Annotated in this window: 22 protein-coding genes and 1 pseudogene; 13 read left to right on the top strand and 10 right to left on the bottom strand. The window is 69.2% G+C overall.

The genetic code is table 11. The annotated features are described in order from the left end of the window. Positions 1-3 precede the first annotated feature (3 nt). From mhpA to GQ57_RS13785, 4 genes are read right to left on the bottom strand one after another with little or no spacing between them, the layout of a single operon-like run. Positions 4-1,641 carry a bifunctional 3-(3-hydroxy-phenyl)propionate/3-hydroxycinnamic acid hydroxylase MhpA gene (gene mhpA, locus GQ57_RS13800; RefSeq protein WP_052001301.1) on the bottom strand — a complete coding sequence of 546 codons (1,638 nt, stop codon included), beginning with the start codon at positions 1,639-1,641 and terminating at the stop codon, positions 4-6. Positions 1,642-1,691: 50 nt separating this feature from the next. Further along, a complete protein-coding gene (locus GQ57_RS13795; RefSeq protein ID WP_031401283.1) occupies positions 1,692-2,759 on the bottom strand; it encodes a maleylacetate reductase in 1,068 nt (355 codons plus the stop codon). 7 nt (positions 2,760-2,766) lie between these two features. After that, entirely contained in the window at positions 2,767-3,069 is a 303-nt protein-coding gene (locus GQ57_RS13790) for a Dabb family protein (RefSeq protein ID WP_034198112.1), read from the bottom strand. After that, on the bottom strand, positions 3,066-3,947 hold the full coding sequence (locus GQ57_RS13785; protein ID WP_034198111.1) for an intradiol ring-cleavage dioxygenase: 882 nt from the start codon (positions 3,945-3,947) through the stop codon (positions 3,066-3,068). Before GQ57_RS13785 ends, GQ57_RS13790 begins: the two co-directional genes overlap by 4 nt. A 118-nt stretch (positions 3,948-4,065) precedes the next feature. On the opposite strand from GQ57_RS13785, the gene GQ57_RS13780 reads away from it, so the two are divergent. Continuing rightward, the gene (locus tag GQ57_RS13780) at positions 4,066-4,989 is read left to right on the top strand and encodes a LysR family transcriptional regulator (RefSeq protein ID WP_034198110.1); all 924 of its coding nucleotides are present in this window, start codon (positions 4,066-4,068) and stop codon (positions 4,987-4,989) included. A gap of 162 nt (positions 4,990-5,151) precedes the next feature. Beyond that, positions 5,152-6,060 carry a SphA family protein gene (locus tag GQ57_RS13775; RefSeq protein WP_031401279.1) on the top strand — a complete coding sequence of 303 codons (909 nt, stop codon included), beginning with the start codon at positions 5,152-5,154 and terminating at the stop codon, positions 6,058-6,060. A gap of 34 nt (positions 6,061-6,094) precedes the next feature. On the opposite strand, the gene GQ57_RS38170 is transcribed toward GQ57_RS13775, so the two are convergent. Continuing rightward, positions 6,095-6,811: an OmpA family protein gene (locus tag GQ57_RS38170; RefSeq protein WP_052001298.1), complete on the bottom strand. Its 717-nt coding sequence runs from the start codon at positions 6,809-6,811 to the stop codon at positions 6,095-6,097. A gap of 697 nt (positions 6,812-7,508) precedes the next feature. Between GQ57_RS38170 and GQ57_RS13765 the strand changes: the two genes are divergently transcribed. The 4 genes from GQ57_RS13765 to GQ57_RS13750 are packed head-to-tail and all read left to right on the top strand — an operon-like array spanning position 7,509 to position 12,421. Then, on the top strand, positions 7,509-9,599 hold the full coding sequence (locus GQ57_RS13765) for a TonB-dependent receptor (RefSeq protein WP_034198154.1): 2,091 nt from the start codon (positions 7,509-7,511) through the stop codon (positions 9,597-9,599). A gap of 25 nt (positions 9,600-9,624) precedes the next feature. Next, a complete protein-coding gene (locus GQ57_RS13760) occupies positions 9,625-10,392 on the top strand; it encodes an ABC transporter ATP-binding protein (RefSeq protein WP_075123011.1) in 768 nt (255 codons plus the stop codon). Continuing rightward, positions 10,389-11,384 (top strand): ABC transporter substrate-binding protein, encoded by a 996-nt coding sequence (locus tag GQ57_RS13755; protein WP_034198109.1) that lies wholly within the window; start codon positions 10,389-10,391, stop codon positions 11,382-11,384. Before GQ57_RS13760 ends, GQ57_RS13755 begins: the two co-directional genes overlap by 4 nt. Further along, positions 11,381-12,421 (top strand): FecCD family ABC transporter permease, encoded by a 1,041-nt coding sequence (locus GQ57_RS13750; RefSeq protein ID WP_034198108.1) that lies wholly within the window; start codon positions 11,381-11,383, stop codon positions 12,419-12,421. Before GQ57_RS13755 ends, GQ57_RS13750 begins: the two co-directional genes overlap by 4 nt. A 91-nt stretch (positions 12,422-12,512) precedes the next feature. On the opposite strand, the gene GQ57_RS13745 is transcribed toward GQ57_RS13750, so the two are convergent. Beyond that, positions 12,513-13,889, bottom strand: coding sequence for an ATP-binding protein (locus GQ57_RS13745; protein WP_031401273.1), 1,377 nt, complete (start codon positions 13,887-13,889; stop codon positions 12,513-12,515). Continuing rightward, the gene (locus GQ57_RS13740) at positions 13,890-14,615 is read right to left on the bottom strand and encodes a response regulator (protein ID WP_031401272.1); all 726 of its coding nucleotides are present in this window, start codon (positions 14,613-14,615) and stop codon (positions 13,890-13,892) included. A gap of 245 nt (positions 14,616-14,860) precedes the next feature. Between GQ57_RS13740 and GQ57_RS13735 the strand changes: the two genes are divergently transcribed. Continuing rightward, positions 14,861-15,607 (top strand): MipA/OmpV family protein, encoded by a 747-nt coding sequence (locus GQ57_RS13735; RefSeq protein WP_031401271.1) that lies wholly within the window; start codon positions 14,861-14,863, stop codon positions 15,605-15,607. A gap of 279 nt (positions 15,608-15,886) precedes the next feature. Continuing rightward, positions 15,887-16,201, top strand: a complete 315-nt coding sequence (locus GQ57_RS13730; protein ID WP_031401270.1) for a hypothetical protein — start codon at positions 15,887-15,889, stop codon at positions 16,199-16,201. 44 nt (positions 16,202-16,245) lie between these two features. Here the strand turns inward: GQ57_RS13730 and GQ57_RS13725 are convergent, their stop codons facing one another. Then, a complete protein-coding gene (locus tag GQ57_RS13725) occupies positions 16,246-17,502 on the bottom strand; it encodes a lytic transglycosylase domain-containing protein (RefSeq protein WP_031401269.1) in 1,257 nt (418 codons plus the stop codon). A gap of 437 nt (positions 17,503-17,939) precedes the next feature. Beyond that, the gene (locus GQ57_RS13720; RefSeq protein ID WP_034198107.1) at positions 17,940-19,100 is read right to left on the bottom strand and encodes a porin; all 1,161 of its coding nucleotides are present in this window, start codon (positions 19,098-19,100) and stop codon (positions 17,940-17,942) included. A gap of 488 nt (positions 19,101-19,588) precedes the next feature. Between GQ57_RS13720 and GQ57_RS13715 the strand changes: the two genes are divergently transcribed. The 3 genes and pseudogenes from GQ57_RS13715 to GQ57_RS13705 all read left to right on the top strand — a co-directional run. Next, positions 19,589-20,098, top strand: coding sequence for a sigma-70 family RNA polymerase sigma factor (locus GQ57_RS13715; protein WP_034198106.1), 510 nt, complete (start codon positions 19,589-19,591; stop codon positions 20,096-20,098). 3 nt (positions 20,099-20,101) lie between these two features. Beyond that, on the top strand, positions 20,102-21,088 hold the full coding sequence (locus GQ57_RS13710; protein ID WP_034198105.1) for a FecR domain-containing protein: 987 nt from the start codon (positions 20,102-20,104) through the stop codon (positions 21,086-21,088). A 164-nt stretch (positions 21,089-21,252) separates the two neighbouring features. Then, a pseudogene (locus tag GQ57_RS13705) lies at positions 21,253-21,650 on the top strand (hypothetical protein); the annotation flags it as partial. Positions 21,651-21,666: 16 nt separating this feature from the next. Here GQ57_RS13705 and GQ57_RS13700 read toward each other — a convergent pair. Continuing rightward, positions 21,667-22,566, bottom strand: coding sequence for a LysR family transcriptional regulator (locus GQ57_RS13700; RefSeq protein ID WP_031401265.1), 900 nt, complete (start codon positions 22,564-22,566; stop codon positions 21,667-21,669). Between the two features lie 112 nt (positions 22,567-22,678). On the opposite strand from GQ57_RS13700, the gene GQ57_RS13695 reads away from it, so the two are divergent. After that, entirely contained in the window at positions 22,679-23,104 is a 426-nt protein-coding gene (locus tag GQ57_RS13695) for a VOC family protein (RefSeq protein ID WP_031401264.1), read from the top strand. Between the two features lie 124 nt (positions 23,105-23,228). Beyond that, the gene (locus GQ57_RS13690) at positions 23,229-23,813 is read left to right on the top strand and encodes a flavin reductase family protein (protein WP_034198104.1); all 585 of its coding nucleotides are present in this window, start codon (positions 23,229-23,231) and stop codon (positions 23,811-23,813) included. The last annotated feature ends 111 nt before the right edge of the window (positions 23,814-23,924 follow it).

Genomic DNA, 23,924 nt, shown 5'->3' with positions numbered 1-23,924 from the left:
CCTTCATGAGGCATGGGTGACGTCCGCCGAAGCCGCGGACCAGTGCAGTGTGTCGCGCAGCGCATCGACGAGCGCACCGAGGTCGCGCAGGTCGGCCACCGAACCGAACACGATGAAATCGGGGCGCCGGAGATACGCGGCGATGCCGTGCGCGTTCATGAACGCGTGCTGTTCGCCGTCGAGATCGACCACCGCGTCCGGCGCGCATACGTCGTCGGCCAGCACGGCCACGTGGCAGCCGAGCCGGGCGAGGAACGCGCGTTGCGCGTCGTCGAGATGGCGGGACGGATGCTCGCGCGTGACGAGCTGGAACCCCTGGCCGACGACGTCGTCGAAGCGGCCCTCGGCCGCGCCGCGCCGTGCGCGCCCTTGCGGAGCCGGTGCGCCGGTCGCCGGCAGCAGCGTGCCGTCGGATTCGGCATGGACGATGCCGTGGCCGATCTTCGGGAACGGCGGCATCGGCGGCATGGTGCCGCTGCGGAACGCCGCGTCGCGTTCCGCCACCTTGCGCGGATCGTCCTCGTTGACGACCTGCCCGAGAAACAGCGACATCTGCGTGATCGCGGTCACGTGCGGGCGCCGCTCGGCCTCGTAGCTGTCGAGCAGGTCGGCGGACGCGCGCCCGCTCAGCACCAGGTCGAGCTTCCATCCGAGGTTGATGCCGTCGCGCATGCCGGAGCACGCGCCTTGTCCCATGTACGGCATCATCGTGTGCGCGGCGTCGCCCGCGAGCAGCACGCGGCCGACTCGCCAGCGTTCGGCCATGCGCGTCTCGAACGTGTAGACGACGTGGCGCAGCAGCGTCAGGTCGTCCGGCCCGTAGCCGTAGTGATCGTGGAGCCACTTCCAGCCGGCTGCTTCGGTTTCCCAGTCGGCCGTCGATTCGTTCGGCAGCACGCGCAGCTCGAAACGCGTGCGCTTCGTGCCGATCGGCATGTGCATGTACGCGCGGGCCGGATCGCAGTAGATCGTCGTGCGCGAGCAGGCGTCGCCGAGCTCGCGCCGGTTCTCCGAATCGAGGTTGAGCCAGCGCTCGTTGTAGCCGAAATCGGAGCGTTCGATGCCGAGCGTGCGGCGCACGAAGCTGTTCGCGCCGTCCGCGCCGATCACGTAGCGCGCGCGAATGGTGCGCGGCTGGCCGGTCCATTGCGCGTCCTGACCGCCGCGCCACGGGTGGGCGGTGAGCGTCACGCCGTCGTCGTCCTGCTGCAGCGTCTCGACTTCCCAGCCGCGCAGGATCGTCACGTTCCCGAAGGTGCTGGCGCGTGCGTCGATCGCATCCTCGATGTCGGGCTGGTAGATCGAGATATGGGCGGGGTAGCCGCACGCGCGGCCGGTCCAGTTCAGTTCCAGCAGCAGGTCGCCGTTCGCGTCGCGGTAGTGGTAGGTGTCGACGGCCTTCGCGTGGCGCAGCGCGTGATCGACGTCGGCGCTGGCCTGCACGATGCGCGCGGTTTCACCGTCGATGTGCGTGAGGCGCGGCAGGCCGTAGGGCGTCGGCCAGCGCTCGAGGACGATCACGCGATGGCCGGCGCGGCCCAGCATCGAGGCGGCGACGAGGCCGGTCGGGCCGTAGCCGACGATGGCGACGTCGCAGGGTTCGACGTTGCCGTCACAGTGGGCGCTCGGGGCGGAATTCATGTGGGTTGTCTCCATGATGGGTTCGTTTTTTGGGGTGGGGTGCGTCGGGGTCAGCGCACGGCCGGGCGGGGCGGGCTGCCGTCGAAGGCGTCCTGCAGCAGCGCGCGCAGGCCGTCGCGTTCGATCGGACGCGGGTTCCAGTACGGGTTGGCGGCCGCGAGATCGGCCGCCCGGTCGAGGTCGGCCTCCTGCATGCCGATCGCCTTCAGCGAGACCGGGGCGCCGTTGTCGCGCGCCAGCGCATGGATGCCGTACGCCGCGTCGGTCGTGCCGAGCGCACGGGCGATGCGCTGCAGCGCGTCCGGCGCGTGCGCCGCGTTGTACGCGAGCGCGTGCGGCAGCACGACCGTATGGGTCTGCGCATGCGGAAGATTGAAGCTGCCGCCGAGCGTGTGGCACAGCTTGTGATGCAGCGCCATGCCGACGTTGCCGAGCACCATTCCGCACAGCCACGCGCCGTACAGCGCATCGCTGCGCGCGCCGGGATCGGCGGCGTTTCTGCGCACGCCGGGCAGCCCGCGCGCAAGACCGCGGATGCCTTCTTCCGCGATCAGGCTCATGACCGGATTCGCGTTGCTCGCGTACAGGCCTTCCGCCGCGTGCGCGATCGCGTTGATGCCGCTCGTCACCGACAGCTCGACGGGCAGCGTGACGGTGAGCTCGGGATCGTAGATCACCGTTTTCGGCAGCACGCGCGCATCGGAACCCGTGCGCTTCACGCCGCCTTCGGTCAGGCCGTAGATCGGCGTCATTTCGCTGCCCGCGTACGTCGTCGGGATCGCGAGGATCGGCAGGCTGCTTTCGAGCGCGATCGCCTTGCCGAGGCCGATCGTCGAGCCGCCGCCGATCGCGATCGCGCAGTCGGCCTCGTGCGACCGGGCGAAGGCCTGGGCGTCCCGGGCGATTTCGATCGGCACGTGCATCGTCGCGCGGTCGTACAGCCCGGCGGCGCGCGCGCCGAGGCGCTCGACGATGCGTTGCGCGAGGTCGCGCTGCTCGGGCGTGCAGAGCACGAGCGCACGCTGCGCACCCAGTTCCAGCACTTCGCGTTCGAGATGCTGCAGGCTGCCCGCGCCGAAGATCACGCGTGCGGGACGCGCCTGGTAGATGAAGTTCATGTCGCCGTTACTCCGTTGCGTAGTCGACCTGGTGGCGCGCGATGCGCAAGCCCGTCAGCGCATCGCGCACGCGTTCGTGTTCAGGGTGCGTCGCATAGGCGTCGAGCGCCGCGCGCGATTCGAATTCGGCCACGAGAATGAGATCGCACGCGTAGTCGGCCGCGCTGAAATCCGCGCCGACCTCGAGGTGCGTCATGCCCGGAATCCGGCCGCGCAGGCTCTCGAAGGCCGCCTTCACGTCGGTGCGCGCCGCCGCGCGCTCGCGATCGGTCTCGCCGGCAACCTTCCACATCACGACGTGGCGGATCATGCGGCACGCTCCGACGGATTCAGCACGAAGTCGTAATCGAGCGTGTAGAACGGCGTGTCCATGCGCGAGCCGTCGGGCGCGGTGCCCGGCGCGTGCCGGACCCAGTCGGCGACGAGCGTCGAGCGGACGCCGAACACCGCATCCGAGTCGAGATAGCGGTCGCCGTCGCGGAACACGTGCGTGATCAGCGTTTCGTAGCCGCGCGCCTCGATCATGAAATGCAGGTGCGCGGGGCGCCACGGATGGCGGCCGAGCGCCTCGAGCATCGCGCCGACGGGGCCGTCGTGCGGGATCGGATACGGCTCGGCCAGGATCGAGCGGAATGCGTAGCGGCCGTCCGCGCCGGTCCGCAGCCGGCCGCGCGCGCGATGCGTGACGGACCCGTCGTCGGCCGGCAACTGCACGTCGTAGTGCCCGTCCTCGTCGGCCTGCCAGACTTCCAGCGACGCGTGCGGCACCGGCGTGCCGTCGATGCCGCGCACGTGGCCCGATACGAAGCAGGGCGCGCCGCACGCGCCGTTCGCGATGTCGTCGAACATCCCGAACTCGCGGCTGCCTTCGACGTAGAACGGGCCGAAGACGGTCGCCTCCGTGCAGCCGGCCGGTTTCGCATGGTTTTGCGCGGTGACGAGCGTCGACAGCCCGAGCACGTCGGACAGCAGGATGAACTCCTGGCGCTTGTCGTCGGTGATGTGGCCGACCGCCGTCAGGAACTCGATCGCGGCCTGCCATTCGGCTTCGGTGAGCCGGGTGTCGCGGGCAAACGAATGCAGGTGCTGGACCAGGCTGGTCATCACGGTACGCAGCCGCTCGTCGCGGCAGCCGCGCAGCGACGCGATCACGGCCTGCGTGATGGTGTCTTCGTTGAGATTGCGCATTGGGGTTGTCTCCTGATGTCGTTCGATGGCGCGTTGACGTAACATTAATTCCTCCCGAAGCCGTAAAAAAGATGGTTGAAAGGAGTTTTGTTCTCCGCTGGGTGGAATAATCGGACGTATGGACAAGTGGACGCAGATCGAATTTTTCGTGCAGGTGGCCGAACTGGGCAGCCTGTCGAAGGCCGCCGAGCGGCTCGGCATGTCGAGCGCGGCGGCGAGCCGCTGCCTGAACGCGCTGGAGGAGCGCCTGGCGGCGCGGCTCGTGGAGCGGACCACGCGCCGTCTGTGGCTGACGGATGCGGGGCACGAGTACCACCGGCGCTGCGTGGCGATCCTGACGGAGATGGCGGAGGCGGACGCGGCGGTCAACGAGGCGAGCGTCAATCCGGCCGGCACGCTGCGGGTGACGGCATCGGTGTCGTTCGCGTCGATCTACATCGCGCCGGCGCTGCCCGAGTTTCATCGGCGTTACCCGAACCTGAACGTGCAGATCGTCGCGGCGAACCGTTATCCGGATTTCATCGAGGCCGGCATCGACGTGGCGATCCGCACGCGCGAGCACGAGGCCGATTCGGGCATCACCGTGCGCAAGCTCGCCGAGACGCGGCGCGTGCTGGCCGCGTCGCCCGGGTATCTCGCGAAGCACGGGGCGCCCGCGACCCCCGACGCGCTGGGCTCCCACCGGATGCTGGTCTACAACCTCGCGAACGATCCGTACGTGCTGCATTTTCGCCAGGGCGCGAAGAAGCAGTCGGTCACGATCAAGAGCGTGCTCGATGCGAACGAAGGGCAGGTGATCCGCGCGGCCGCGCTCGCCGGCTTCGGCATCCTGATCCAGCCGCTCTACATCATTCACGACGATATCGTCGCGGGCAAGCTGGTGCCGGTGCTCACCGACTGGCAACTGCCGGCGCTGACCGTCAATATCGCGTACCAGAGCCGCCGTCACCAGCCGGCGAAGATCCGCGTCTTCACCGAGTTCCTGATCGAGCGCTTCGAGCGTCTCGGCCTCGCGCGCAAATGGCAGGAAGTCGGCGGCTGAGCGCGCGCCCGCGCCGCACCGCGGCCCATTTCTCCGCGTAACGGAGAACTGTTCTCCCGGGCGTCGGCTTTTTCGCCGCCGCCTGGCGTTTTACATTCCGTCTCCCCGGGCCGGCAGTGTGCGGCTCGCGATCACACGACAACAATCCGGTTTGGAGACGACATGAAACACGCATTGCGACGGGTGCCGTTGGCACTCCTGATCGCCGGAGCCGTTCACGTTCCGGCATCGGCCACCGAAGGCGGGCAGATCAGCTATCCGTTCGGCGTCAACACGGTGATGAACGGGCTGCTGCCGCCGCCGGGCGGCACGCAGTACTTCAACTATTCGCTTTACTACACGTCGAACCGCTTCGCCGGGCCGGACGGCGGCAGCGCGGTGCCGGGTTTCCACCTGAGCCTGGTCGCGGAAACGCCGCGCGTCGTCCATACCTGGGACGCGACGCTCGGGCCGTTCTCGCTGTCGAGCAGCGCGATCGTGCCGATCGTGCATCTGCACCTGTCGACGCCGGGCGGCACCGGCAATCATACGTCGCTCGGCGACGTGATCCTCGAGCCGCTCATGATCAACTACGCGAACGCATCGAAGACCTTCTTCGCGTTCTTCTCGCCGTCGTTCGCGGTGCCGACCGGCGCGTATGCGGTGAACCGGATCGCGAACCCGGGGCTGAACACCTATGCGTTCCTGCCGTACGTCAGCACGACGTGGTTTCCGGGCCGCGACTGGGAGATCTCGACGACCACGCTGCTGGAGCTGAATTCGCCGAACCACGCGACGCAGTACCACTCGGGCGCAGTGGCGGTGCTCGACTACCTGATCGGCTATTCGATCGACCGGCGCGTGCAGCTCGGCGTGCAGGGCACGGTGCTGAAGCAGTTCACGGACGATACGCAGGACGGCGTGAAGGTCGCGTCGGACGGCTTTCGCGGACAGTCGGTCGCCATCGGCCCGCAACTGCGTTACATGTGGGGGCCGGCTTCGGGCGTGGTCGTGAAGTACCAGCACGAGTTCGCGGTGCGCAACCGGTCGCAGGGCGACAAGCTGTGGGTGCAGTTCAGCTTTCCGCTGTAGGCGGGTTCGCCGCGCCGGCCGGGCGCGGCGCGCGTCACGACCGCGGCGGCGGCGCGTAGCGGTCGTCCGTGTGCGCGAACGTCACGATCTCGACGCGGCGATCCGGTTGCAGGCACGCGACCAGGCGATCGTGCGACTGATTGTCGGTGCACTGCGTGATCGGATCCTGTTCGCCGAGCCCGCGCGCGTCGATGCGGTCGGCCGGAATGCCTTGCTCGACGAGCAGCGCCTTCACCGCGTCCGCGCGCCGCTGCGACAGCTGCTTGTTGTACGCCGACGCGCCGAGCCGGTCGGTGTAGCCGCGCACTTCGATGCGCCCGATGCGGGTGGCGTCCAGCTTCGCCGCGATCTCGCGGATGTCGGCGCGACCGCCCGGCAGGATGTCGGCGAGATCGCCGCGATCGAACGCGAACAGCGCGTCGGCGGACAGCCGCATCACCTGCGCGACGGGGGCGACCGGCGGGGCGGGCGCCGCGACCACGACGCGGCGTTCGACCTCGTTCCAGTGGCCGGGCACCCAGACGTAGCGGCCGTATTGCCAGCCCCAGTAGCCGTGTGCCCAGGCATGGCCGGCGCGCGGCGCCGGTGCGGCTTCATAGACCGGCGCGGGCGGCGCGAGCACCACGACTTGCGCGGCGGCCGGCGCGATGTCGCCGCACCAGGCTGCCACGACGGCGCCGCAGGCGGCCAGCATGAATGCGATGCGACGGTACGGGGCGCTTGCTTCGCGACGGGCGGTGAGTGTTTTCATGATGAGCAGTCCAGCGTATCGAAGGTTGGATCGGGTGGCGCGGAACGATCGTTTGCGCGGTGATTCAAGGCTAACGGGGTCGATGATGAAAAGCCTTTGCGGTGTGTAAGCAAACGTCGCCGCGGAATTCGGCCGGCGGTAGCGGGCAGGCGCCGCGCGGGCGCGGCTCGATGCGATGCGGGTGGCGTCCGGCGGGGTAACGGGGCGTAATGCGGCGGATGCGGCGGGGCCCTCGCGCAGGGGCCGCGAGTCGCATGCCGGACGGGTGCGTGCGATTCCGGTATCGCATGTGCGGCGTCGTCGTTGTCGGCAGCGATGCGCATCCGGGGCGCTGCCAGTCCATTCACCGGGGTACGGGAATCGTTTGAAAGTGTGCTGGAGTACTGAACGATTGCAGAGAAACTGATAGGGCGATGCATGTTCGCGGTTACACCGGGCGCATCGGGCCGCGATTCCTGACAAAACCCTGACGATTCATTTGATATAACGTATCATCCGACGTTTGCGTCGCCGGCTGGCCGCGGTTGCAGGGGAGGCCAGGCCGCAGGCGATGGAACCACACGACGACCGATACGAAGTGACGAAGACGAAACACATGCGGACTCGCGACGCACGACGGCATGCCCCGTCGCGTCGCGACGACGGGGGCTGGCGCGCGCACGCCGCGCACGGATGCGCGACCCTGCTGGGTTGCGCGATGGCGACCTCCGGCGCGCTGGCCGCCGAAACGGCGGCGCCGGCACCGGACGAACGCCACACGCTGCCCGCCATCAGCGTCGCCGCGCGCACGGCGCCGCCCGATCCGCTGACGCTGCCGCTCGAAACGGGCTCGCGGCTCGGGCTCGCGAGCCTCGACACGCCCGCGAGCGTCGAGACGGTGACGGCCGACACGATCGAGGCGCGCGGCGATCGCACGGTGCTCGACGCGGTCACGCGCACGGCCGGTTTTGCGAGCGCGATGGCGCCGGGCACCGGCGGCACCGCACTGAGCGTGCGTGGCTTCAGCGGGCAGGAATCGGTGATGACGCTGCTGGACGGCGTGCGGCTCATGCCGGCCGCCGGCACGATCACGTTTCCGTTCGATACCTGGTCGGTCGAGCGCATCGAGGTGCTGCGCGGCCCGGCGTCGGTGCTGTACGGCGAAGGGGCGATCGGCGGCGTCGTGAACGTGGTGCCGAAGCGGCCGCAGCGGGCCCGCGAGACGACGCTGCAGGTCGGTGTCGGCCCCGACGGCGCGAAGCGCGTCGCGGTCGACACGACGGGCGCGCTCGGCCCGCGGCTGTCGTACCGCTTCTACGCGAGCGATGCGCGCGCCAACGGCCTCGCGGCGCGAGCCGACACGCATACGACGGCGGTCGGCGGCGCACTGAAGTTCGACGTGAGCCCGCGCTTCACGCTGACGCTCGACTACGACTACGGCCGCCAGATGCCGGCGACGTACTACGGCGTGCCGGCGCCGAACGGCGTGCTCGATCCGTCGCTGCGCAAGCTCAACTACAACGTCGGCGATGCGACGATTGCGTACTACGACCAGTGGACGCGACTGTCGGCGAGCTACCGGCCGACGGCCGGCGTGACGATCGACAACCAGCTCTACTACCTGACGTCGAACCGCCACTGGCGCAATGCGGAATCGTATGTGCTCGAACCCGCCACCGGACAGGTGACGCGCAGCGACTATCTCGACATCGGCCACCACCAGCGGCAGATCGGCGACCGGCTGAGCGCGCGCGTCGACGGCACGCTGTTCGGCCGCGCGAACCGCTTCGTCGTGGGGACGGAATTCAGCCAGATCACGTTCGACGGCACCAACAATTCGCCGTACGGCGGCGAATCGACCGTGGCCGCGCACGGCTTCGATCCCGGCGTGTTCGCGAGCCCCGACCCGACGGTGCCGCAGTTCAGCACGCGGGCGCGGCAGGCCGCGGTGTTCGCCGAGAACCGGCTCGAGGTGCTGCCGCGGCTCGCGTGGGTGAGCGGCCTGCGTTACGACCACATCGCGTTCAGCCGCGAGCAGGCGGCCACCGGCGCCGGCTTCGACAAGCGATTCGCGAACGTCGGCTGGCGCACGGGCTTCGTGTTCGAGGTCGCGCCGACGCTCAGCGCGTATGCGCAGTACACCACGGGCGCGGAGGGGCTCGGCTCGCTCGTGACGCTGTCCGCGTCGCAGGCGGGCTACCGGCTCGCGACCGGCGAACAGTGGGAAGCGGGCGTCAAGCAGACGCTGCTCGACGGCCGTGCGTACTGGACCTTCGCCGTATACGACATCACGAAGCGCAACCTGCTCAGCACCGATCCGTTCAATCCGGCGCTGCGCCAGCAGGTCGGCAGGCAGTCGTCGCGCGGCACCGAACTGACGGGCGGCGCCCGGCTGCCGTACGGCTGGACGATCGATGCGAACGTCGCGCTGCTGCGCGCGCGCTACGACGTGTTCGACCAGAAGGTCGGCGGCGCGATCGTGTCGCGCGCCGGCAACGTGCCGTCCGGCGTGCCGCAGCAGACGGCGAACCTGTGGCTCGGCTGGGCGTTCGCCGAGCGCTGGCAGGCGAATGCGGGCATGCGCTACGTCGGCGCGACGTACGGCGACGACGCGAACCGCGTGCAGGTGCCGTCGTACACGGTGTTCGACGCATCGCTGCGCTGGCAGCCGACGTCGCGCACCGAGCTGGCGCTGTACCTGCGCAATCTCGCGAACCGCACGTATGCGGTGACGACGTCGAACGGCGGCGAGCAATGGCTGCTCGGTCCGTCGCGCTCGGCGGAGCTCGTCGCGACGATGCGTTTCTGAGCGAGGCGAAGATCCCGTGGCGCACATGCTCGACATCGAACGCGTGAGCTGGTCCCCCGGCGGCGCGGTCGCCGTGCTCGATTCGGTGACGCTGAGCGTGGCCGAAGGCGAGTTCGTCGGGCTGATCGGCCCGAACGGCAGCGGCAAGACGAGCCTGCTGCGCTGCGTGTTCCGCTACGCCCGGCCCGACGCGGGCCGCGTCGCGCTCGACGCCCGGGACGTGTGGCGCATGCGGCCGCGCGCGGTCGCGCAGCGCATCGCGGTGCTGCAGCAGGAGACGCCGGACGATTTCGGGCTGACGGTCGACGAGCTGGTCGGCATGGGCCGCACGCCGCACCAGCGGGCACTCGACGGGGAATCGGCGGACGATCGCCGGATCGTCGACGCCGCGCTGCGCGACGTCGGTCTCGTCGAGCGTCGCGCGCAGCGTTTCGCGTCGCTGTCGGGCGGCGAGAAGCAGCGCGCGCTGCTGGCCCGCGCGCTCGCGCAGCAGCCCGAGCTGCTGCTGCTCGACGAGCCGACCAATCACCTCGACCTGCGGCATCAGCTCGAACTGCTCGCGCGCGTGCGACGCCTGCGCATCGCGACGCTCGCGACGATTCACGACCTCAATCTCGCGGCCGCGTATTGCGACCGGCTCCACGTGCTCGCGCACGGCCGGATCGTCGCGTCCGGCGCGCCGGCCGACGTGCTGACCGACGCGCTGCTGCGCGACGTGTTCGGCGTCGCCGCGCTCGTCGACCGCCACCCCGTCACGGGCCGGCCGCGCATCACGCCGCTTCATCCGGAATGACCGCCATGCTCTGCTTTCCCGCCTTGTCCGCCGTATCCCGCCGGCTGCTCGTTGCCGCGGCGCTCGGTTGCGCCGCCGTTCACGCGGCGGCATATCCCGTCACCGTGCGCAGCTGCGATCGCGACGTGACGTTCGAGCGCGCGCCGTCGCGCGCGGTCAGCAACGACGTCAACCTGACCGAGATGATGCTCGTGCTGGGCCTGAAGGACCGGCTCGTCGGCTACACGGGCATCGGGGGCTGGAAGACGGGCACCGCGCACGTGCGCGACGCGCTGCGCGGCGTGCCCGAACTGGCGAGCCAGTATCCGTCGCTCGAGGTGCTGGCCGCCGCGCGCGCCGACTTCTATCTCGCGGGCTGGAACTACGGGATGCACGTCGGCGGACCGGTGACGCCCGCGACCCTCGCGCCGTTCGGCATCCGGACGTATGAGCTGACCGAATCGTGTTCGCACGTGATGAAGCAGTCGGCCGCGTCGTTCGACGACGTGTTTCGCGACCTGGACAATCTCGGCCGGATCTTCGGCGTGGAGGCGCGCGCCGCGCAGGTCGTCGCCGCGATGCGTGCGCGTCTCGCGGCGGTGTCGCGCGCGATCGGGCGCCCGGCGCCGCTGCGCGTGTTCGTCTACGACAGCGGCACCGACAAGCCGATGACGGCAGGCGGGCTCGCGATGCCGACCGCGCTGCTGACGGCGGCCGGCGCGCGCAACGTGATGGACGACGTGCCGCGCAGCTGGACGCAGGTGAGCTGGGAAAGCGTGGTCGCGCGCGATCCGCAGGTGATCGTGATCGTCGACTACTCGGCGGTGACGGCCGGGCAGAAGCAGCAGTTCCTGCTGAGCCAGCCGTCGCTCGCGCGCGTGGCCGCGATTCGCGACCGGCGTTTCGTCGTGGTTCCGTACGATGCGGCGACGCCGGGCCCCGAGAACGTCGCGGCCGTCGAGACGCTCGCGCGCGCCTTCTATCCGGCCGCGTTCGCCGGGCCCGCGCGATGAGCGTGCCGGTGCGGGCGACGCGGCCCGGCCTGCGCACGACGGTGGCTGCGCTGGCGTTGTTGCTGGCCATATCGATCGTCGTGTCGGCCGCGTTCGGGCCGGCGCCGATCGCGATGCCGGCTGCCGTGCGGATCGTCGCCGCGCACGTCGCGTCGGCGTTCGGCGCGGCCGGCGGGTTCGCGGCCGCCGCGGGCGACGACAGCATCGTGTGGCTGATCCGCATGCCGCGTGCGCTGCTGGCCGCGATCGTCGGCGCGACGCTGGCGGCGGTCGGCGTCGCGTTGCAGGCGGCGACCGCGAACCGCCTGGCTGATCCGCACCTGCTCGGCGTGAGCGCGGGCGCGATGCTCGGCGCCGTCGCGGTCACGGTGCTGGCCGGGGCGGCGTTCGGCCCGTTTACGCTGTCGGCCGCCGCCTTTGCGGGTGCGCTCGCGGCGACCGCCTGCGTCGTCGCGCTCGCCTACCGGCGCGGCCGGCTCGAATCGGACCGGCTGCTGCTCGCGGGCGTCTCGGTGTCGTTCATGATGGCCGCGTTCGGCAACCTGCTGCTGTATCTCGGCGATCAGCGCGCCGCGTCGTCGGTGCTGTTCTGGATGCTCGGCGGCGTCGGGCTCGCGCGCTGGGATCTGCTGCCGGTGCCGGCCGTGTGCGCGGTGCTTGCCGGCGGCGCGTTGTACGCGCGGCGTCGTGAACTGAACGCGCTGATGTCGGGCGATGTCGCGGCGGCCGCGCTCGGCGTGCCGAGCGCGCGGATGCGGCGCGAGGTGTTCGTCGTCGCGTCGTTCGCGACGGGGGCGATGGTCGCGGTGAGCGGCGCGATCGGCTTCGTCGGGCTCGTGACGCCGCATCTGTGCCGTCGCGTCGTCGGCGCCGAGCACGGCAGGCTGCTGCCGGTGGCCGCGCTCACGGGGGCGATCCTGCTCGTGTGGGCCGATGTCGCCGCCCGTACGCTCGCGGCGCCGGAGGATCTGCCGATCGGCGTCGTCACCGCGATGTTCGGCAGCCTGTTCTTCGTCGCGCTGCTGCGGCGCCGGTGAGTGGGGCGCATGCGGCGGCTTGGGGCAGGTGCTCAAGTGCTCAAGCGATCAGGCGATCAAGCGAGGGCGGCAGCGGCGCCCGTCGCACGCTTTATGGCCGCGGCATGGCCGTGCCCGTACCGCGACCGGGCGCGTTTGAATGGACGAGCGCGCCCGTCACGTCGAAGAGACCTTCCGGCAGCGTTCGCGCGGGCAGCGTGATCACGAAGCGTGCGCCGCCGAGCGGAGAATCCTCGAGCCGCACGTCGCCGCCGTGTACCTGCGCGACGCGTCGCACGATCGCGAGGCCGAGCCCGAATCCGCCGGTCTGCCGGTCGCGGCTGGAGTCGAGCCGCTGGAACGGCTCGAACACGCGGGCGCGTTCGGCGACCGGAACGCCGGGGCCGTCGTCGTCGACGCTCAGCACGAGCGCGCCGGCCCGGTCGCTTTCGGCGGCGAGCAGCACCGTGCGCGACGCATAGCGCGCGCCGTTGCGGATCAGGTTCAGCAGGGCGCGGGCGACGAGTTTCGGGTCGCACACATGGGTCGCGGGCGCGTGGAGCGTCGACACGTCGAGCGCGATGCCGCGATCGGCAACGTCGTTCGCGACGCTGCCGGCGACGCTGTCGATCAGCGCATCGATGCCGACTTCCATCGGTGCGAGCTGGCTCGCCCCCTGTTCGAGCCGGCCGATCGTCAGCAATTCGGTGACGAGCTCGTCGAGCTCGCGCACGTCGCGCCGCAGCGCGTCGCGGCGTTCGCGCATGCGGCCCGTCTCGTCGGGTTCGGCGAGCAGCGCGAGCCCGAATTCGAGCCGTGCGAGCGGCGTCTTAAGTTCGTGCGAGATGCCGTGCATCATTTCACGCTGCTGCTTGATCGACGCCTCGATGCGCTCGGCCATGTCGTTGAACTGCTGCGACAGTTCGAAGATGTTCGACTTGCCCGACAGCTTCACGCGCGTGGACAGCGTGCCGGCGCCGAACGCGTGCGCGGCGTCCCGCAGCTTGCGCAGGTCGCGCCAGTGATAGTGCAGCCACAGCACGACCGCGAACAGCGTGCCGAGCGCGAGCAGCAGGTACGCGTAGATCTTGATGTCGAGATCGGGAGCTTCGTTCGGCCGCGCGTGCAGCACGGAGCCGTCGGCGAGCGGCATGTAGTAGTCCTTGCCGTTGTAGCTGATCGCGATGCGGCCGGCATCGAGATCGCGCAGCGGCGTGCCGCTCAGCTGCGCACGGGCGGCGGGCATCGACATGAAGCCGAATCCCTCGTTGCCGTGTTGCGCGAGTTCGCGCAGCGCAAGCGCGCGCTGCCCGCCCGGATGGCGTTCGAGGTAGTCGTTGAGCACGAACGCGTAGGTCGACAGCGAGTCGCGCTGCGCCTGCGCGACGCGCTCGTAGAAGATCCGGTCGAACGTCAGCTGGATGAACATGATCGACGCGCCGACGAACAGGATCACGACGAGGTACAGCCTGATCAACGGACGCAGCATTTATTCGTCCCACGCGGAAGGGCTGAACAGGTAGCCGCGGCCCCAGATCGTCTTGATCTTGTGCGGCTCCGACGACGCATCCTCGAAACGGCGGCGCAGCTTCGAGATGCCGGAATCGACCGAGCGGTCGAGCCCGTCGAACTCGATCCCGCGCAACTGCTTCAGGATATCGTCGCGGCTCAGCACGGTACCGGCCGCGCGCGCGAGGATCAGCAGCAGGTTGAATTCGGCGGTCTTCAGGTCGACCGGCTCGCCGCGCCAGGTGACGGTGCGGTTCGGCGGCGAGATCGTCAGCTCGCCGAACACCAGCGCCGTGGGTGCGACGGCAGGCGCTTCCGCGGCGGCCGGCTGCGCGCGGCGCAGCAGCGCGCGGGCGCGCGCGACGAGCACGCGCGGCTCGATCGGCTTCGTCACGTAATCGTCGGCGCCCGTCTCGAGGCCCGCGATCTGGTCGTAGACATCCGCGCGTGCGGTGAGGATCAGCACGGGGATATTGGTGAACGCGCGGATGCGCCGGCACACCTCCATCCCGTCGAGGTTCGGCAGCATCAGGTCGAGTATCACGAGGGCCGGCTGGTGCTCGCGCACCGCGGCGACGGCGAGGTCGCCGCGCCGTACGACCGTCACCGCGAATTCATAGCCGTCGAGGTATTCGCGGACGAGCTGCGCGAGGCGGTCGTCGTCCTCGATCAGCAGCACGCGGTATTTGAGCGGATTGTCGTTCATGGTCTCCTCAGAATGCACGCGCGATCTCACCGCCCGGCAGGCGGAGGGCGGCGCGGCACGCAAATTCTATCCGGCGCGTGGAGGGCCGGGGGACGGGTACGACAATCTCGGACAATCGAACACAATTGAGCACAGATTCTGCGCAGATTCGGGACAGTCTTGGCGCAAGGCGGCACCTAGACTGCGGGCTCCGTCACTCTTATCTCAATATTGTGCGCCCAATCCTTCGCCGTTACCGCTATTGCATGCCGCTTGCCGGGCTGACCCTCGCCGCCGCCGCCCATGCGGAAAACCAGTATTCGCTGTCGCTCGGGGGCGGTTTCGCGCCGCGCTACCAGGGCAGCAACCAGTATCGCGGCGTCGTCGCGCCGTCGTTCTCCGCGCTCTTCGGCAACGGCTTCTTCATCGACAGCACCGAGGGGGCGGGCTACAAGCTGAACCTGCCGCACGGCGTGTTCGTGTCGGCGGCCGTGAGCTACGACGCCGGCCGTGCGGACGAAAACCGCTTCGACCTGCCGGGCTCCGACTACCTGAAGGGCATGGGCCGGATTCCGGGCTCGGTGCTGGTCGGCGTGCGCGCGGGCGTGACGCTGTTCGACGCGGCCGAACTGAGCGTCACGATCGATACGCCGGTGACGCACACGTCGCGCGGCGTGTCGGGCCACGTCGATCTCGCGGTGCCCGTCTTCAAGACCTCGCAGCACGAGATCGTCGTGACGGGTACCGTACACGCGGGCTCGGGGCGCTACACGCAGACGTTCTACGGAGTGACCGACGCACAGTCGATGACGAGCCGGTTCCGGCCGTATTCGACGAGCGGCGGGATCGACAGCGCATCGATGGCGGTCGCGTGGAACTGGACGCTGTCGCGGCACTGGTCCGTGCACGCGACCGGCGGCGTGACCCGGCTGCTCGGCCGCTACGGCGACAGCCCGATCGTCCAGTCGCGCAGCAACTACTACGGGATCGCCGGCGCCACCTACAAGTTCTGAGCGGATTGCCGCGGCAGGCGCGCATGCCGCATGCACGCACCGTGGCGCCGTGCCGCGTGCGGTAACATGCTGGCGGCTACGGCTACGGCTACGGCTACGGCTACGGCTACGGCTACGGCTACGGCTACGGCTACGGCTACGGCTACGGCTCAAATGCCGGAGTCGCGGCCGGGGTGCGCCGAGCCGACCTGGCTTCGTGCGACGGCAGCCGTCGCCCATGCGCCGCCCGCTCGGCCGGCGCATCGCCCGCGTTCCGCCGGGCACGAAAGGGAGAAACCGATGAAGAAGACGATCGCGATGCTGACGGCACTGGTTGCGAGCGCAACGTTTGCGGGATGCGCGAACATGGACGCGAAGAACACGAGCGCGGGCGGTCCGCCCACGAATGGCGGGCAGGCGTGCAAGGCGGACGCGGGGCCGGACGATGCGCTGGTCGGAACGACCGAGGCGGACGCGGCGGCGCAACTGGACGGCTGCCTGTGGCGCGTGCTCGAGCGGGACGGCAAGGCGTTGCCGGGGACGATGGACTACCGTCAGGAACGCCGCAATCTCGGCATTCGCGACGGCAAGGTGATCTGGGTGCGGCGCGGGTGAGCAACCGGGCCCGCGCGCACGGGACCGTCGTACCGGCCCGCGGGTTACTTCGAGATATACCAGAGCGCGTCGGTGCTGACGCGCGTGGCCGGCGGCGTCGCGGCCGGCGCCTGGGGCGTGGCGGCGGGCGGCGTGGCTGACGTCACCGCGGTGGGCCATGTGGCCGGCGCGTTCGACGCGGGCGAGGGCGTCGGCGTGTTCGCCGTGTTCGCGGTCGTGGCCGTTCCCGACGTCGACGGCGTATTCAGATACCACAGCGCATCGGCCGATGCCGTGCGTTTTGCCGGCGGACTGGCCGCCGTCGTCGTTGCCGCATTCGCTGCCGCGTTGCCCGGCTTCTTCGTCGCGGGGGCGCCCGCGGCCGTCGTCGCGCCGGTCGCGCCGGCCTGAGCGGTCATGCCGGCGTCGCCGCCCGCGCCGCGCTGCGCGCGCGCCTCGAACGGCCCGAGCTGGAAGATTAACGTTTGCGCGGGGCGCGTCAGGACGGCATACGGAAACTGCAGTTCCCACGACATCAGCACGCGCCCGGCCGACGTCTCGGTGAAGATCGCCGGCACGTGCTTCATGTCGCTGAACTGCACGTAGATCCGCGCACCGTCGTCGAAGACCTGGGTCGGCTTGGCCTGGTCCGCCCCCGTGACCGTCCATCCGAAGTTGTACGTGCCGGCCGGGCCGGCGGGGCCGCCCTGCGGCGGTTGAGGGGGCGGCGCGGCCGGCGAGATCGTGCGCGGGCGGGTGATCTGCTGCGGGGCGGACACGCTCAGGCTCGCGAACGGGTTGTACGCCTGTGCCTGCTGCGGCGGCGTAAAGGAAGGTGGAAGGATGGGCATGGGAGTATCCGGCGAATCCGGCATGGTCCGGATTGCATCATAGACCTTGCGCGCATAGGCGAGGCGCTTGTCGGGCGACGCGGAGTTGTACGCGCCGATTGCGTTCCAGTTCGGGCCGAGCTGGCGAATGTTCTGCGACAGGATCCATGCGCCGACATAGGCATTCGTGCATGCGTCGAACAGGCTTTCCCGCGTGATGCCTTCGCGCGCGAGCGTCGGCAGCCACGTGCTGTTGATCTGCATCAGGCCGATGTCGACCGTGCCGTTGGTGTTGGTGTTGACGGCGTTCGGATTCATGCCCGATTCGACCTGCGCGATCCCGCGCATCAGGCTGACGCTCACGTGCTGGAACGCGGCCGCGTCGTCGAGGCAATCGGCCCGCGCGACGCCGTGCAGCACGCACGACATTGCGATCGTCGAGGCGATTTTCAGCGTTTCGTGGCTGATCGAACAGGTGGTCTGACGCGGCATGGCAGGATGGGGCGGAATCCGGCCGCCCGGTGCAAGGAAATTACGCAGACGCGAAGTTTGCCATAGCGGGCAGGTAAATGGCTCGCGTCGAACTTTCCTTTGCATTTGCCGGTGCGCTTGCGACGCATCGGAATCGTGTCCGGTGAGGGGAGCGGCAACGCGCAATCGGCAAGAATGCCCGGTTGTTTCGGCGAATGCCGGCTTAATGGCGGCGCCGGGAATAACGGCGCACAAGGTCATGCGTGCCGGGAAAACCGGGTTGAATCAAATACGTCGGAAATTTCACGGCAACCGGTTTTCAGGCCGAAAAGGGCAACGGCCGAAAAGAGCAATAAAAGGGAAAAGGGCAATGAAAGGCCGTGCGAAAAACCTCGGCGGCCGAAACCGCCATGCCGTTCGACGCGGATCCGGCCGGCCGCGCGGCCGGCCGTTGCGGATCAGAAGCGGTGACGCAGGCCGAGATTGACCATCGTCTGCGAGCTCGTGCCCGCATAGCCGTACGAGCCGATCGACGCCTGCGCGGCCATCGAGCCGCCCTGGCCGTCGCCGGTCCGGCCGCTTGCGTGCTGATACGCAGCGCTCAGGTAGACGTCGGTGCGCTTCGACAGGGTGTAGTCCGCGCCGGCCGAGACCTGGTGATAGGTGGCCGACGTATCGCCGCCGGAGCGTGTGTAGCTGTAGCCGAGGCCGACCAGCAGCGCGTTCGTCGCCTGGTAGTTCACGAAGCCTTGCCCCGTGTCGTAGTGCTCGTTCGAGCCGAACGCCGAGCTGGCGTCGCGGCGGTACTGCGCGTTGCTGTAGCCGACGCCGAACGTGAACGGGCCGGCGGCGTACTGGCCCGCGATGCGCGCGATGCCGATCGAGTGCGCGCTCGCGTAGCCGCTGTTGACCGGGCCGTCGAACGTGCCGTCCGACGAGCTGGCCCAGTCGCTGCGCAGGCCGTTCGACGCGGGGCTGTTGGTCGCGTGGAAGTAGCCGCCCGCGACGCTGAACGGCCCGTTGTTGTACGACACGGCAGCCGAATACGAATTGGCGGCGCCCGTGCTGCCGGCGATGCCGCCGAACGAATACATCGCCGAGAACTGCAGGCCGCCATACACGGCCGACGTGAATTTCACCGCGTTGTCGACGCGGAAGCTGTTGTCGTAGTTGTCGACGTCGCCCGCCGTCGCGAACACGCTGCCGAGCGTGTTGTCGGCGGTGATGCCCTGTACGAGATCGATGAGCGGATCGTACTGGCGGCCGAACGTGAGCGTGCCGTAGCGGTCGCTCGTCAGGCCGACGAACGCCTGCCGGCCGAACAGGCGGCCGCCCTGGCCCTGCCGGCCGTTGCTCGGGTCGAAGCCGTCCTCGAGCTGGAACAGCGCCTTCAGCCCGCCGCCGAGATCCTCGGTGCCCTTCACGCCCCAGCGGCTTCCTGCCAGGTTGCCCGCGCTGCTGTTGCCGAGCATCCACGCGTTGTCGTTGCCCTGCGCATGGTTCACGTAGGTGAGCGACGTGTCGATCACGCCATACAGTGTGACGCTCGACTGCGCATGCGCGACGGGTATCGTCGCGCATGACGCGAGCGAAATCAGCGAGAGGGCCGTGCGTTTCATTTCATCTCCTTGCGCATTCGTTGGTGTTCGTGATCCGGAATGGCAGGAGACTACCGAGGCCGCCTGAAACGGCAAAAATGAAATTCTCTCTTGTAGCCTGATGAAGACAGGGATCTCCTCCGGAATTCGCCATTGAAGGATTTGAATTGTTGGCAATCGCGCATCAATGATTTTTCATTGCGCCATTTTTTGAATGAGGTCTTGCAGATCCCGAGATAATTTCCCGCGATTTCCGGGAAAACGACGGCGGCCGGAATATTGTTATCGATCCGTCAAATGATTATTGAACGAATTGAATCGACCGGGCTGTAAGGGATGTGTTAGCGGCATGACTCGTCGCTCGCGACGGCGCGACGGCGCGGTGGCGTCGCCGGCCGCGCCGCACCGTCGTCGTCGCGCATCGAAACCGCAGGCGCAAGCTTACTTTTGTATATAATAATCATTCGCATTTACAAAATCGTTGACGCCTGCGCCTCCGGAACCCGGCCATGTCCGCTGACAAGCTGTCTCTCCATCGAGAAATCGACGCCCTCCATGCCGGCCACCACGCGTGGCTGCGCGGCTGGCTGAGCCGGAAGCTCGGTTGCGCGCACCGCGCGGCCGATCTGGCGCACGACACGTTCATGCGTCTGCTCGCGCGCGACGAGCCGATCGGCGCGGACGAACCGCGCGCGTTCCTGACGACGGTCGCGCAGCGCGTGCCGAGCAACCACTGGCGGCGCGAGCAGATCGAGCGCGCGTATCTCGACGCGCTCGCGCAGCGCCCGCTGACATATGCGCCGTCGCCCGAGGAGCGGGCCGTCGTGCTCGAGACGCTGCTCGAAATCGACCGGATGCTCGACGGCCTGCCGCTCGCGGCGAAGCGCGCGTTCCTGCTTGCGCAGCTCGACGGCCTCACGCAGGCGGAGATCGCACGCGAGCTCGGCGTGTCGCTCGCAACGGCGAAGCGCTATCTCGTGAAAGCCGGCACGCAGTGCTTCTTCGCGATGGCGGCCTGACCGATGGCCGCCCCGGGAGCGCCGGCCGTGCCGCAGGACGTTGCGCGCCGCGCGGTCGAATGGTGGGTCGACCGGCAGGCCGGCCGCACCGACGACGCGTTCGTCGCCGCGCTCGCGCGCTGGCGCGCGGAGGATCCGGCGCACGACGCGGCATGGCGACATATCGAAGCAATGCAGCGCGGGTTCGGCCGGCTGGCGGCCGGGCTCGACCCGCAGGCCGCGCGCGCGGCGCTGTTGCCGGCGCGCGAGGGGCGTCGCGAGGCGGTCATCAAGGTACTGATCGTCCTGCTGTTCTCGGGCGGTGCCGAATGGATGGCGGAGCCCGCGCGGCGCGCGGCGATCTGGCCGGCCGACCTGCGCACGGCGCTCGGGGAGCGGCGCACGGTGACGCTCGCGGATCGCACGGTCGTCGTGCTCGATACCGATACGGCACTCGACGTGCGCTTCGACGATGCGGTGCGCAGCCTGCGCCTGCTGCGCGGCACGATCATGGTGACGAGCGGCCACGACGATCGCGCGCCCGTGCGGCCGCTCGTCGTGGCGACCGCGCAGGGCGAGTTGCAGCCGCTCGGCACGCGCTTCGCGGTGCGGCAGCGCGACGGCGCGACGCATCTCGAGGTGTTCGCCGGCGCGGTGCGCGTGCGGCCCGTCGATGCGGCGGCCGGTACGCGCGTGATCGCGGCGGGCGAGGGCGCGGATTTCACGCGCGCCGCGATCGGCGCGCCGGCGCCGCTCGATGCGTCCGCGTCCGCATGGACCGACGGCATGCTCGTCGCGTCGCACATGCGGCTGGCGGACCTCGTCGCCGAGCTCGACCGCTATCGTCGCGGCAGCCTGCGCTGCGATGCGGCCGTGGCCGACCTGCGCGTGTCGGGTACCTATCCGCTCGACGATCCCGCGCGCGTGCTCGACACGCTGAAGGCGACGTTGCCGATCGACGTCCGCTACGTGACGCGTTACTGGGCGACGGTCGTGCCGGCCCGTTCGTGAGCGTGGCGAAAAAATCGACGCCGGCCCGAGCTGTTTTTCGAGGTTCGCGTGACATGGGAAGTGAAAGCAGCACTGGCCCATCGTCCACCGACTTCCCGATCATGGTTTCCATCCGTCTCACATATCGGCGCAGCCGCGCGCCCGGCTGCGCCCGCGATGCCGGGTCGCTCGTGACCTGGGAAAACGACCTGCTCGACGATCTCGCGATGACGGGCAAGCGTCATGACGTCGACTTCGGCGAAACGGGCCAGGAGCGCTGCCTGTGGCTCGTCGATGCGCCGCACCGGATCTCGGCCGGGCTGCCGGCCGGCGCGACGAACGTGTACGGCAGGCAGGCGCCGATGAGCCGGGGCTCGGCGCGATCGCGATCGCGACCGTGTACGGCCAACCCGGGAAGGCCGCGATCTTCGCGTACGAGAAGGGCGCGACGATGGACTGCGAAGCGCTCGCGCCGGCCAGCCGCGTGATGTTCTTCCTCGACAACGACACGTTCGCGAACCTGTCGCCGGCCGGGATCGCGCTGTTCGACGCGGCCGTCGACTGGGCGGCCGGGCGGCGCTGAGCGGCGGCGCGCACGCTTACGCCGGCCTCGCGGCCCGCGGCGACCCGCGCCGCCGCGCCGCCGCTTCGATCAGCCGCGCGAGCGCCTGCGCCGGCTCGGACATCGCGTGCGGCGCGCGATGCACGAGCCCGATGTCGCGGTGGAATGTGTGGCGCCCGAGATCGATCGCGCGCACACCCGCCGGCCAGCGGCGATACGCGGCGGTCTGCGGCACGATCGCGACGCCGACGCCGTGCTCGACCAGCTTGACGATCGCATCGAGCTCGTCGAGTTCGCATGTGTCGCGCACCGCGATGTGCATCTTCTTCAGGAAGCGATCGACCTGGCGGCCGCCGAACGAGGCGCGGTCGTAGCGGACGAACGGCTCGCTTGCCAGCAGCGCGGCCCAGTCCTTGCCCGTCACGCCGCGCGGCACGATGAGCCGGAACGGCTCCTGCGCGAGCGTCGTCCAGTGCAGGTCGCTTTGCAGCGCGAACGGCGGCCGGATGATCGCGGCCATGTCGATGTCGCCCGCGTCGACCCGGTTGACCAGTTCGATCGACAGCCCCGGTATCACGCGCGTGCGGCATGCCGGATGGCGGCGATGGAAATCGGCGAGCGCGGCCGGCAGCAGGGCGTTCTGCACCGACGCGATCGCGCCGATCGTGACGCGCACGGCGGCCGGCGAGCCGGGGGCCGTCGAGCTCAGGCTCTCGTACAGGCCGATCAGCGCCTGCGCCTGGTCGAGCACGTGATGGCCCCTCTCGTTCAGGCGCGCCGAGCGGCCCTGCCGGTCGAACAGCGCGAAGCCGAGTTCGGCTTCGAGACGCTGCATCTGCGCGCTCACGGCCGCCTGCGTCAGCCCGATGCGGTTGCCGGCCGCCGCGAACGTGCCTTCCCGGGCGACCGCGACGAGGGTTTTCAGTTCGCGGATCATTCATCGATTCCATTTGTGAATCAGCCAACTATATATTGATTTTATTTTTGCTCGACGTTGTCTACCATGGTGCCGTCCTCGCGTCATGCGAGCGTTCCATCACGAGGCAACCATGGGTCTTTCCCCGTTTCACCTGGCGATCCCGGTCTACGACCTGCCGGCCGCGCGCGATTTCTACGGCCGCGTGTTCGGGCTGGAGGAGGGGCGTTCGAGCGCGCAATGGGTCGACTTCGACTTCTACGGGCACCAGCTCGTGATCCATGCGCATCCGAAGACCGCGTCGCAGGAAAGCGCGCACACGAATGCCGTCGACGGCCACGACGTGCCGGTGCCGCATTTCGGGATCGTGCTCGACTGGGCGAGCTGGGAAGCGCTGGCCGAGCGGCTGAGGTCGTTCGGCGTGACGTTCGTGATCGAGCCGTACGTGCGGTTCCAGGGGCAGGTCGGCGAACAGGCGACGATGTTCCTCTTCGATCCGTGCGGCAATGCGCTCGAATTCAAGGCGTTCCGCGACATCGGCCAGCTGTTCGCGAAGTAACCGCGCTGCGCCGATCGAAGTTGGGTGCGAGAATGCCGGCTTCGGCCGCGCCGCGCACAGGCGCGCGGGCCGGCGTCGCGCCGCACGGCACCCCGCCGTGCGCGCCGTTCTCCAAGGAACCCGTATGGACCGTCACATCGCTCCGGTGGAGCTGAAGAAAGCCTACCGCCTTGTCAATCACGGCCCGACCGTGCTCGTATCGGCCCGTCACGACGGCGTCGACAACGTGATGGCTGCCGCGTGGGCGTGCGGGCTGGATTTCATGCCGCCGAAGCTGACGGTCGTGCTCGACAAGTCCGCGAAGACGCGCGAGTTCGTCGAGCGCAGCGGCATGTTCGTGATCCAGGTGCCGACGGCCGCGCAAATCCGGCTGACGCACGCGGTCGGCAGCCACAGTCTCGCGGAGCGGCCGACCAAGCTGAGCGACGCGGGCGTCACGCTGTTCGACATCGAAGGCCAGGACCTGCCGTTCGTCGCCGGCTGCTCGGCCTGGCTCGCGTGCCGGCTGATTCCCGAGCCGCACAACCAGCAGGCCTACGACCTGTTCATCGGCGAGGTGGTCGCGGCGTGGTCGGACACGCGCGTGTTTCGCGACGGCCACTGGCATTTCGAGTCGGCCGATCCCGAGCTGCGCAGCCTGCACTACATCGCGGGCGGCAGTTTCTATGCGATCGGCGAATCGCTGCAGATCGATCCGGCCGCCGAGTAAGCGCCGGGCGCACCGCCGTTTTCCGTCAGGGCGTGCGCTTCACGCGCGCCGTTCCGCATCATTCCGATCGTCTGCGCACGCATCTGGAATCCGGATGTGCAGGCGGCGAAG

It is taken from the genome of Burkholderia sp. MSh2 (assembly GCF_000731655.1).
GTDB lineage: Bacteria > Pseudomonadota > Gammaproteobacteria > Burkholderiales > Burkholderiaceae > Burkholderia > Burkholderia paludis.
Note: the sequence above shows the minus strand (reverse complement) of the source record. Positions and strands in the feature narration are given on the sequence as shown.

Excerpts from the sequence above, each read along its gene's own strand:
- mhpA (WP_052001301.1), bottom strand. The coding sequence starts at position 1,641 with ATGAATTCCGCCCCGAGCGCCCACTGTGACGGCAACGTCGAACCCTGC.
- GQ57_RS13795 (WP_031401283.1), bottom strand. The coding sequence starts at position 2,759 with ATGAACTTCATCTACCAGGCGCGTCCCGCACGCGTGATCTTCGGCGCG.
- GQ57_RS13790 (WP_034198112.1), bottom strand. The coding sequence starts at position 3,069 with ATGATCCGCCACGTCGTGATGTGGAAGGTTGCCGGCGAGACCGATCGC.
- GQ57_RS13785 (WP_034198111.1), bottom strand. The coding sequence starts at position 3,947 with ATGCGCAATCTCAACGAAGACACCATCACGCAGGCCGTGATCGCGTCG.
- GQ57_RS13780 (WP_034198110.1), top strand. The coding sequence starts at position 4,066 with ATGGACAAGTGGACGCAGATCGAATTTTTCGTGCAGGTGGCCGAACTG.
- GQ57_RS13775 (WP_031401279.1), top strand. The coding sequence starts at position 5,152 with ATGAAACACGCATTGCGACGGGTGCCGTTGGCACTCCTGATCGCCGGA.
- GQ57_RS38170 (WP_052001298.1), bottom strand. The coding sequence starts at position 6,811 with ATGAAAACACTCACCGCCCGTCGCGAAGCAAGCGCCCCGTACCGTCGC.
- GQ57_RS13765 (WP_034198154.1), top strand. The coding sequence starts at position 7,509 with ATGGCGACCTCCGGCGCGCTGGCCGCCGAAACGGCGGCGCCGGCACCG.
- GQ57_RS13760 (WP_075123011.1), top strand. The coding sequence starts at position 9,625 with ATGCTCGACATCGAACGCGTGAGCTGGTCCCCCGGCGGCGCGGTCGCC.
- GQ57_RS13755 (WP_034198109.1), top strand. The coding sequence starts at position 10,389 with ATGACCGCCATGCTCTGCTTTCCCGCCTTGTCCGCCGTATCCCGCCGG.
- GQ57_RS13750 (WP_034198108.1), top strand. The coding sequence starts at position 11,381 with ATGAGCGTGCCGGTGCGGGCGACGCGGCCCGGCCTGCGCACGACGGTG.
- GQ57_RS13745 (WP_031401273.1), bottom strand. The coding sequence starts at position 13,889 with ATGCTGCGTCCGTTGATCAGGCTGTACCTCGTCGTGATCCTGTTCGTC.
- GQ57_RS13740 (WP_031401272.1), bottom strand. The coding sequence starts at position 14,615 with ATGAACGACAATCCGCTCAAATACCGCGTGCTGCTGATCGAGGACGAC.
- GQ57_RS13735 (WP_031401271.1), top strand. The coding sequence starts at position 14,861 with ATGCCGCTTGCCGGGCTGACCCTCGCCGCCGCCGCCCATGCGGAAAAC.
- GQ57_RS13730 (WP_031401270.1), top strand. The coding sequence starts at position 15,887 with ATGAAGAAGACGATCGCGATGCTGACGGCACTGGTTGCGAGCGCAACG.
- GQ57_RS13725 (WP_031401269.1), bottom strand. The coding sequence starts at position 17,502 with ATGCCGCGTCAGACCACCTGTTCGATCAGCCACGAAACGCTGAAAATC.
- GQ57_RS13720 (WP_034198107.1), bottom strand. The coding sequence starts at position 19,100 with ATGAAACGCACGGCCCTCTCGCTGATTTCGCTCGCGTCATGCGCGACG.
- GQ57_RS13715 (WP_034198106.1), top strand. The coding sequence starts at position 19,589 with ATGTCCGCTGACAAGCTGTCTCTCCATCGAGAAATCGACGCCCTCCAT.
- GQ57_RS13710 (WP_034198105.1), top strand. The coding sequence starts at position 20,102 with ATGGCCGCCCCGGGAGCGCCGGCCGTGCCGCAGGACGTTGCGCGCCGC.
- GQ57_RS13700 (WP_031401265.1), bottom strand. The coding sequence starts at position 22,566 with ATGATCCGCGAACTGAAAACCCTCGTCGCGGTCGCCCGGGAAGGCACG.
- GQ57_RS13695 (WP_031401264.1), top strand. The coding sequence starts at position 22,679 with ATGGGTCTTTCCCCGTTTCACCTGGCGATCCCGGTCTACGACCTGCCG.
- GQ57_RS13690 (WP_034198104.1), top strand. The coding sequence starts at position 23,229 with ATGGACCGTCACATCGCTCCGGTGGAGCTGAAGAAAGCCTACCGCCTT.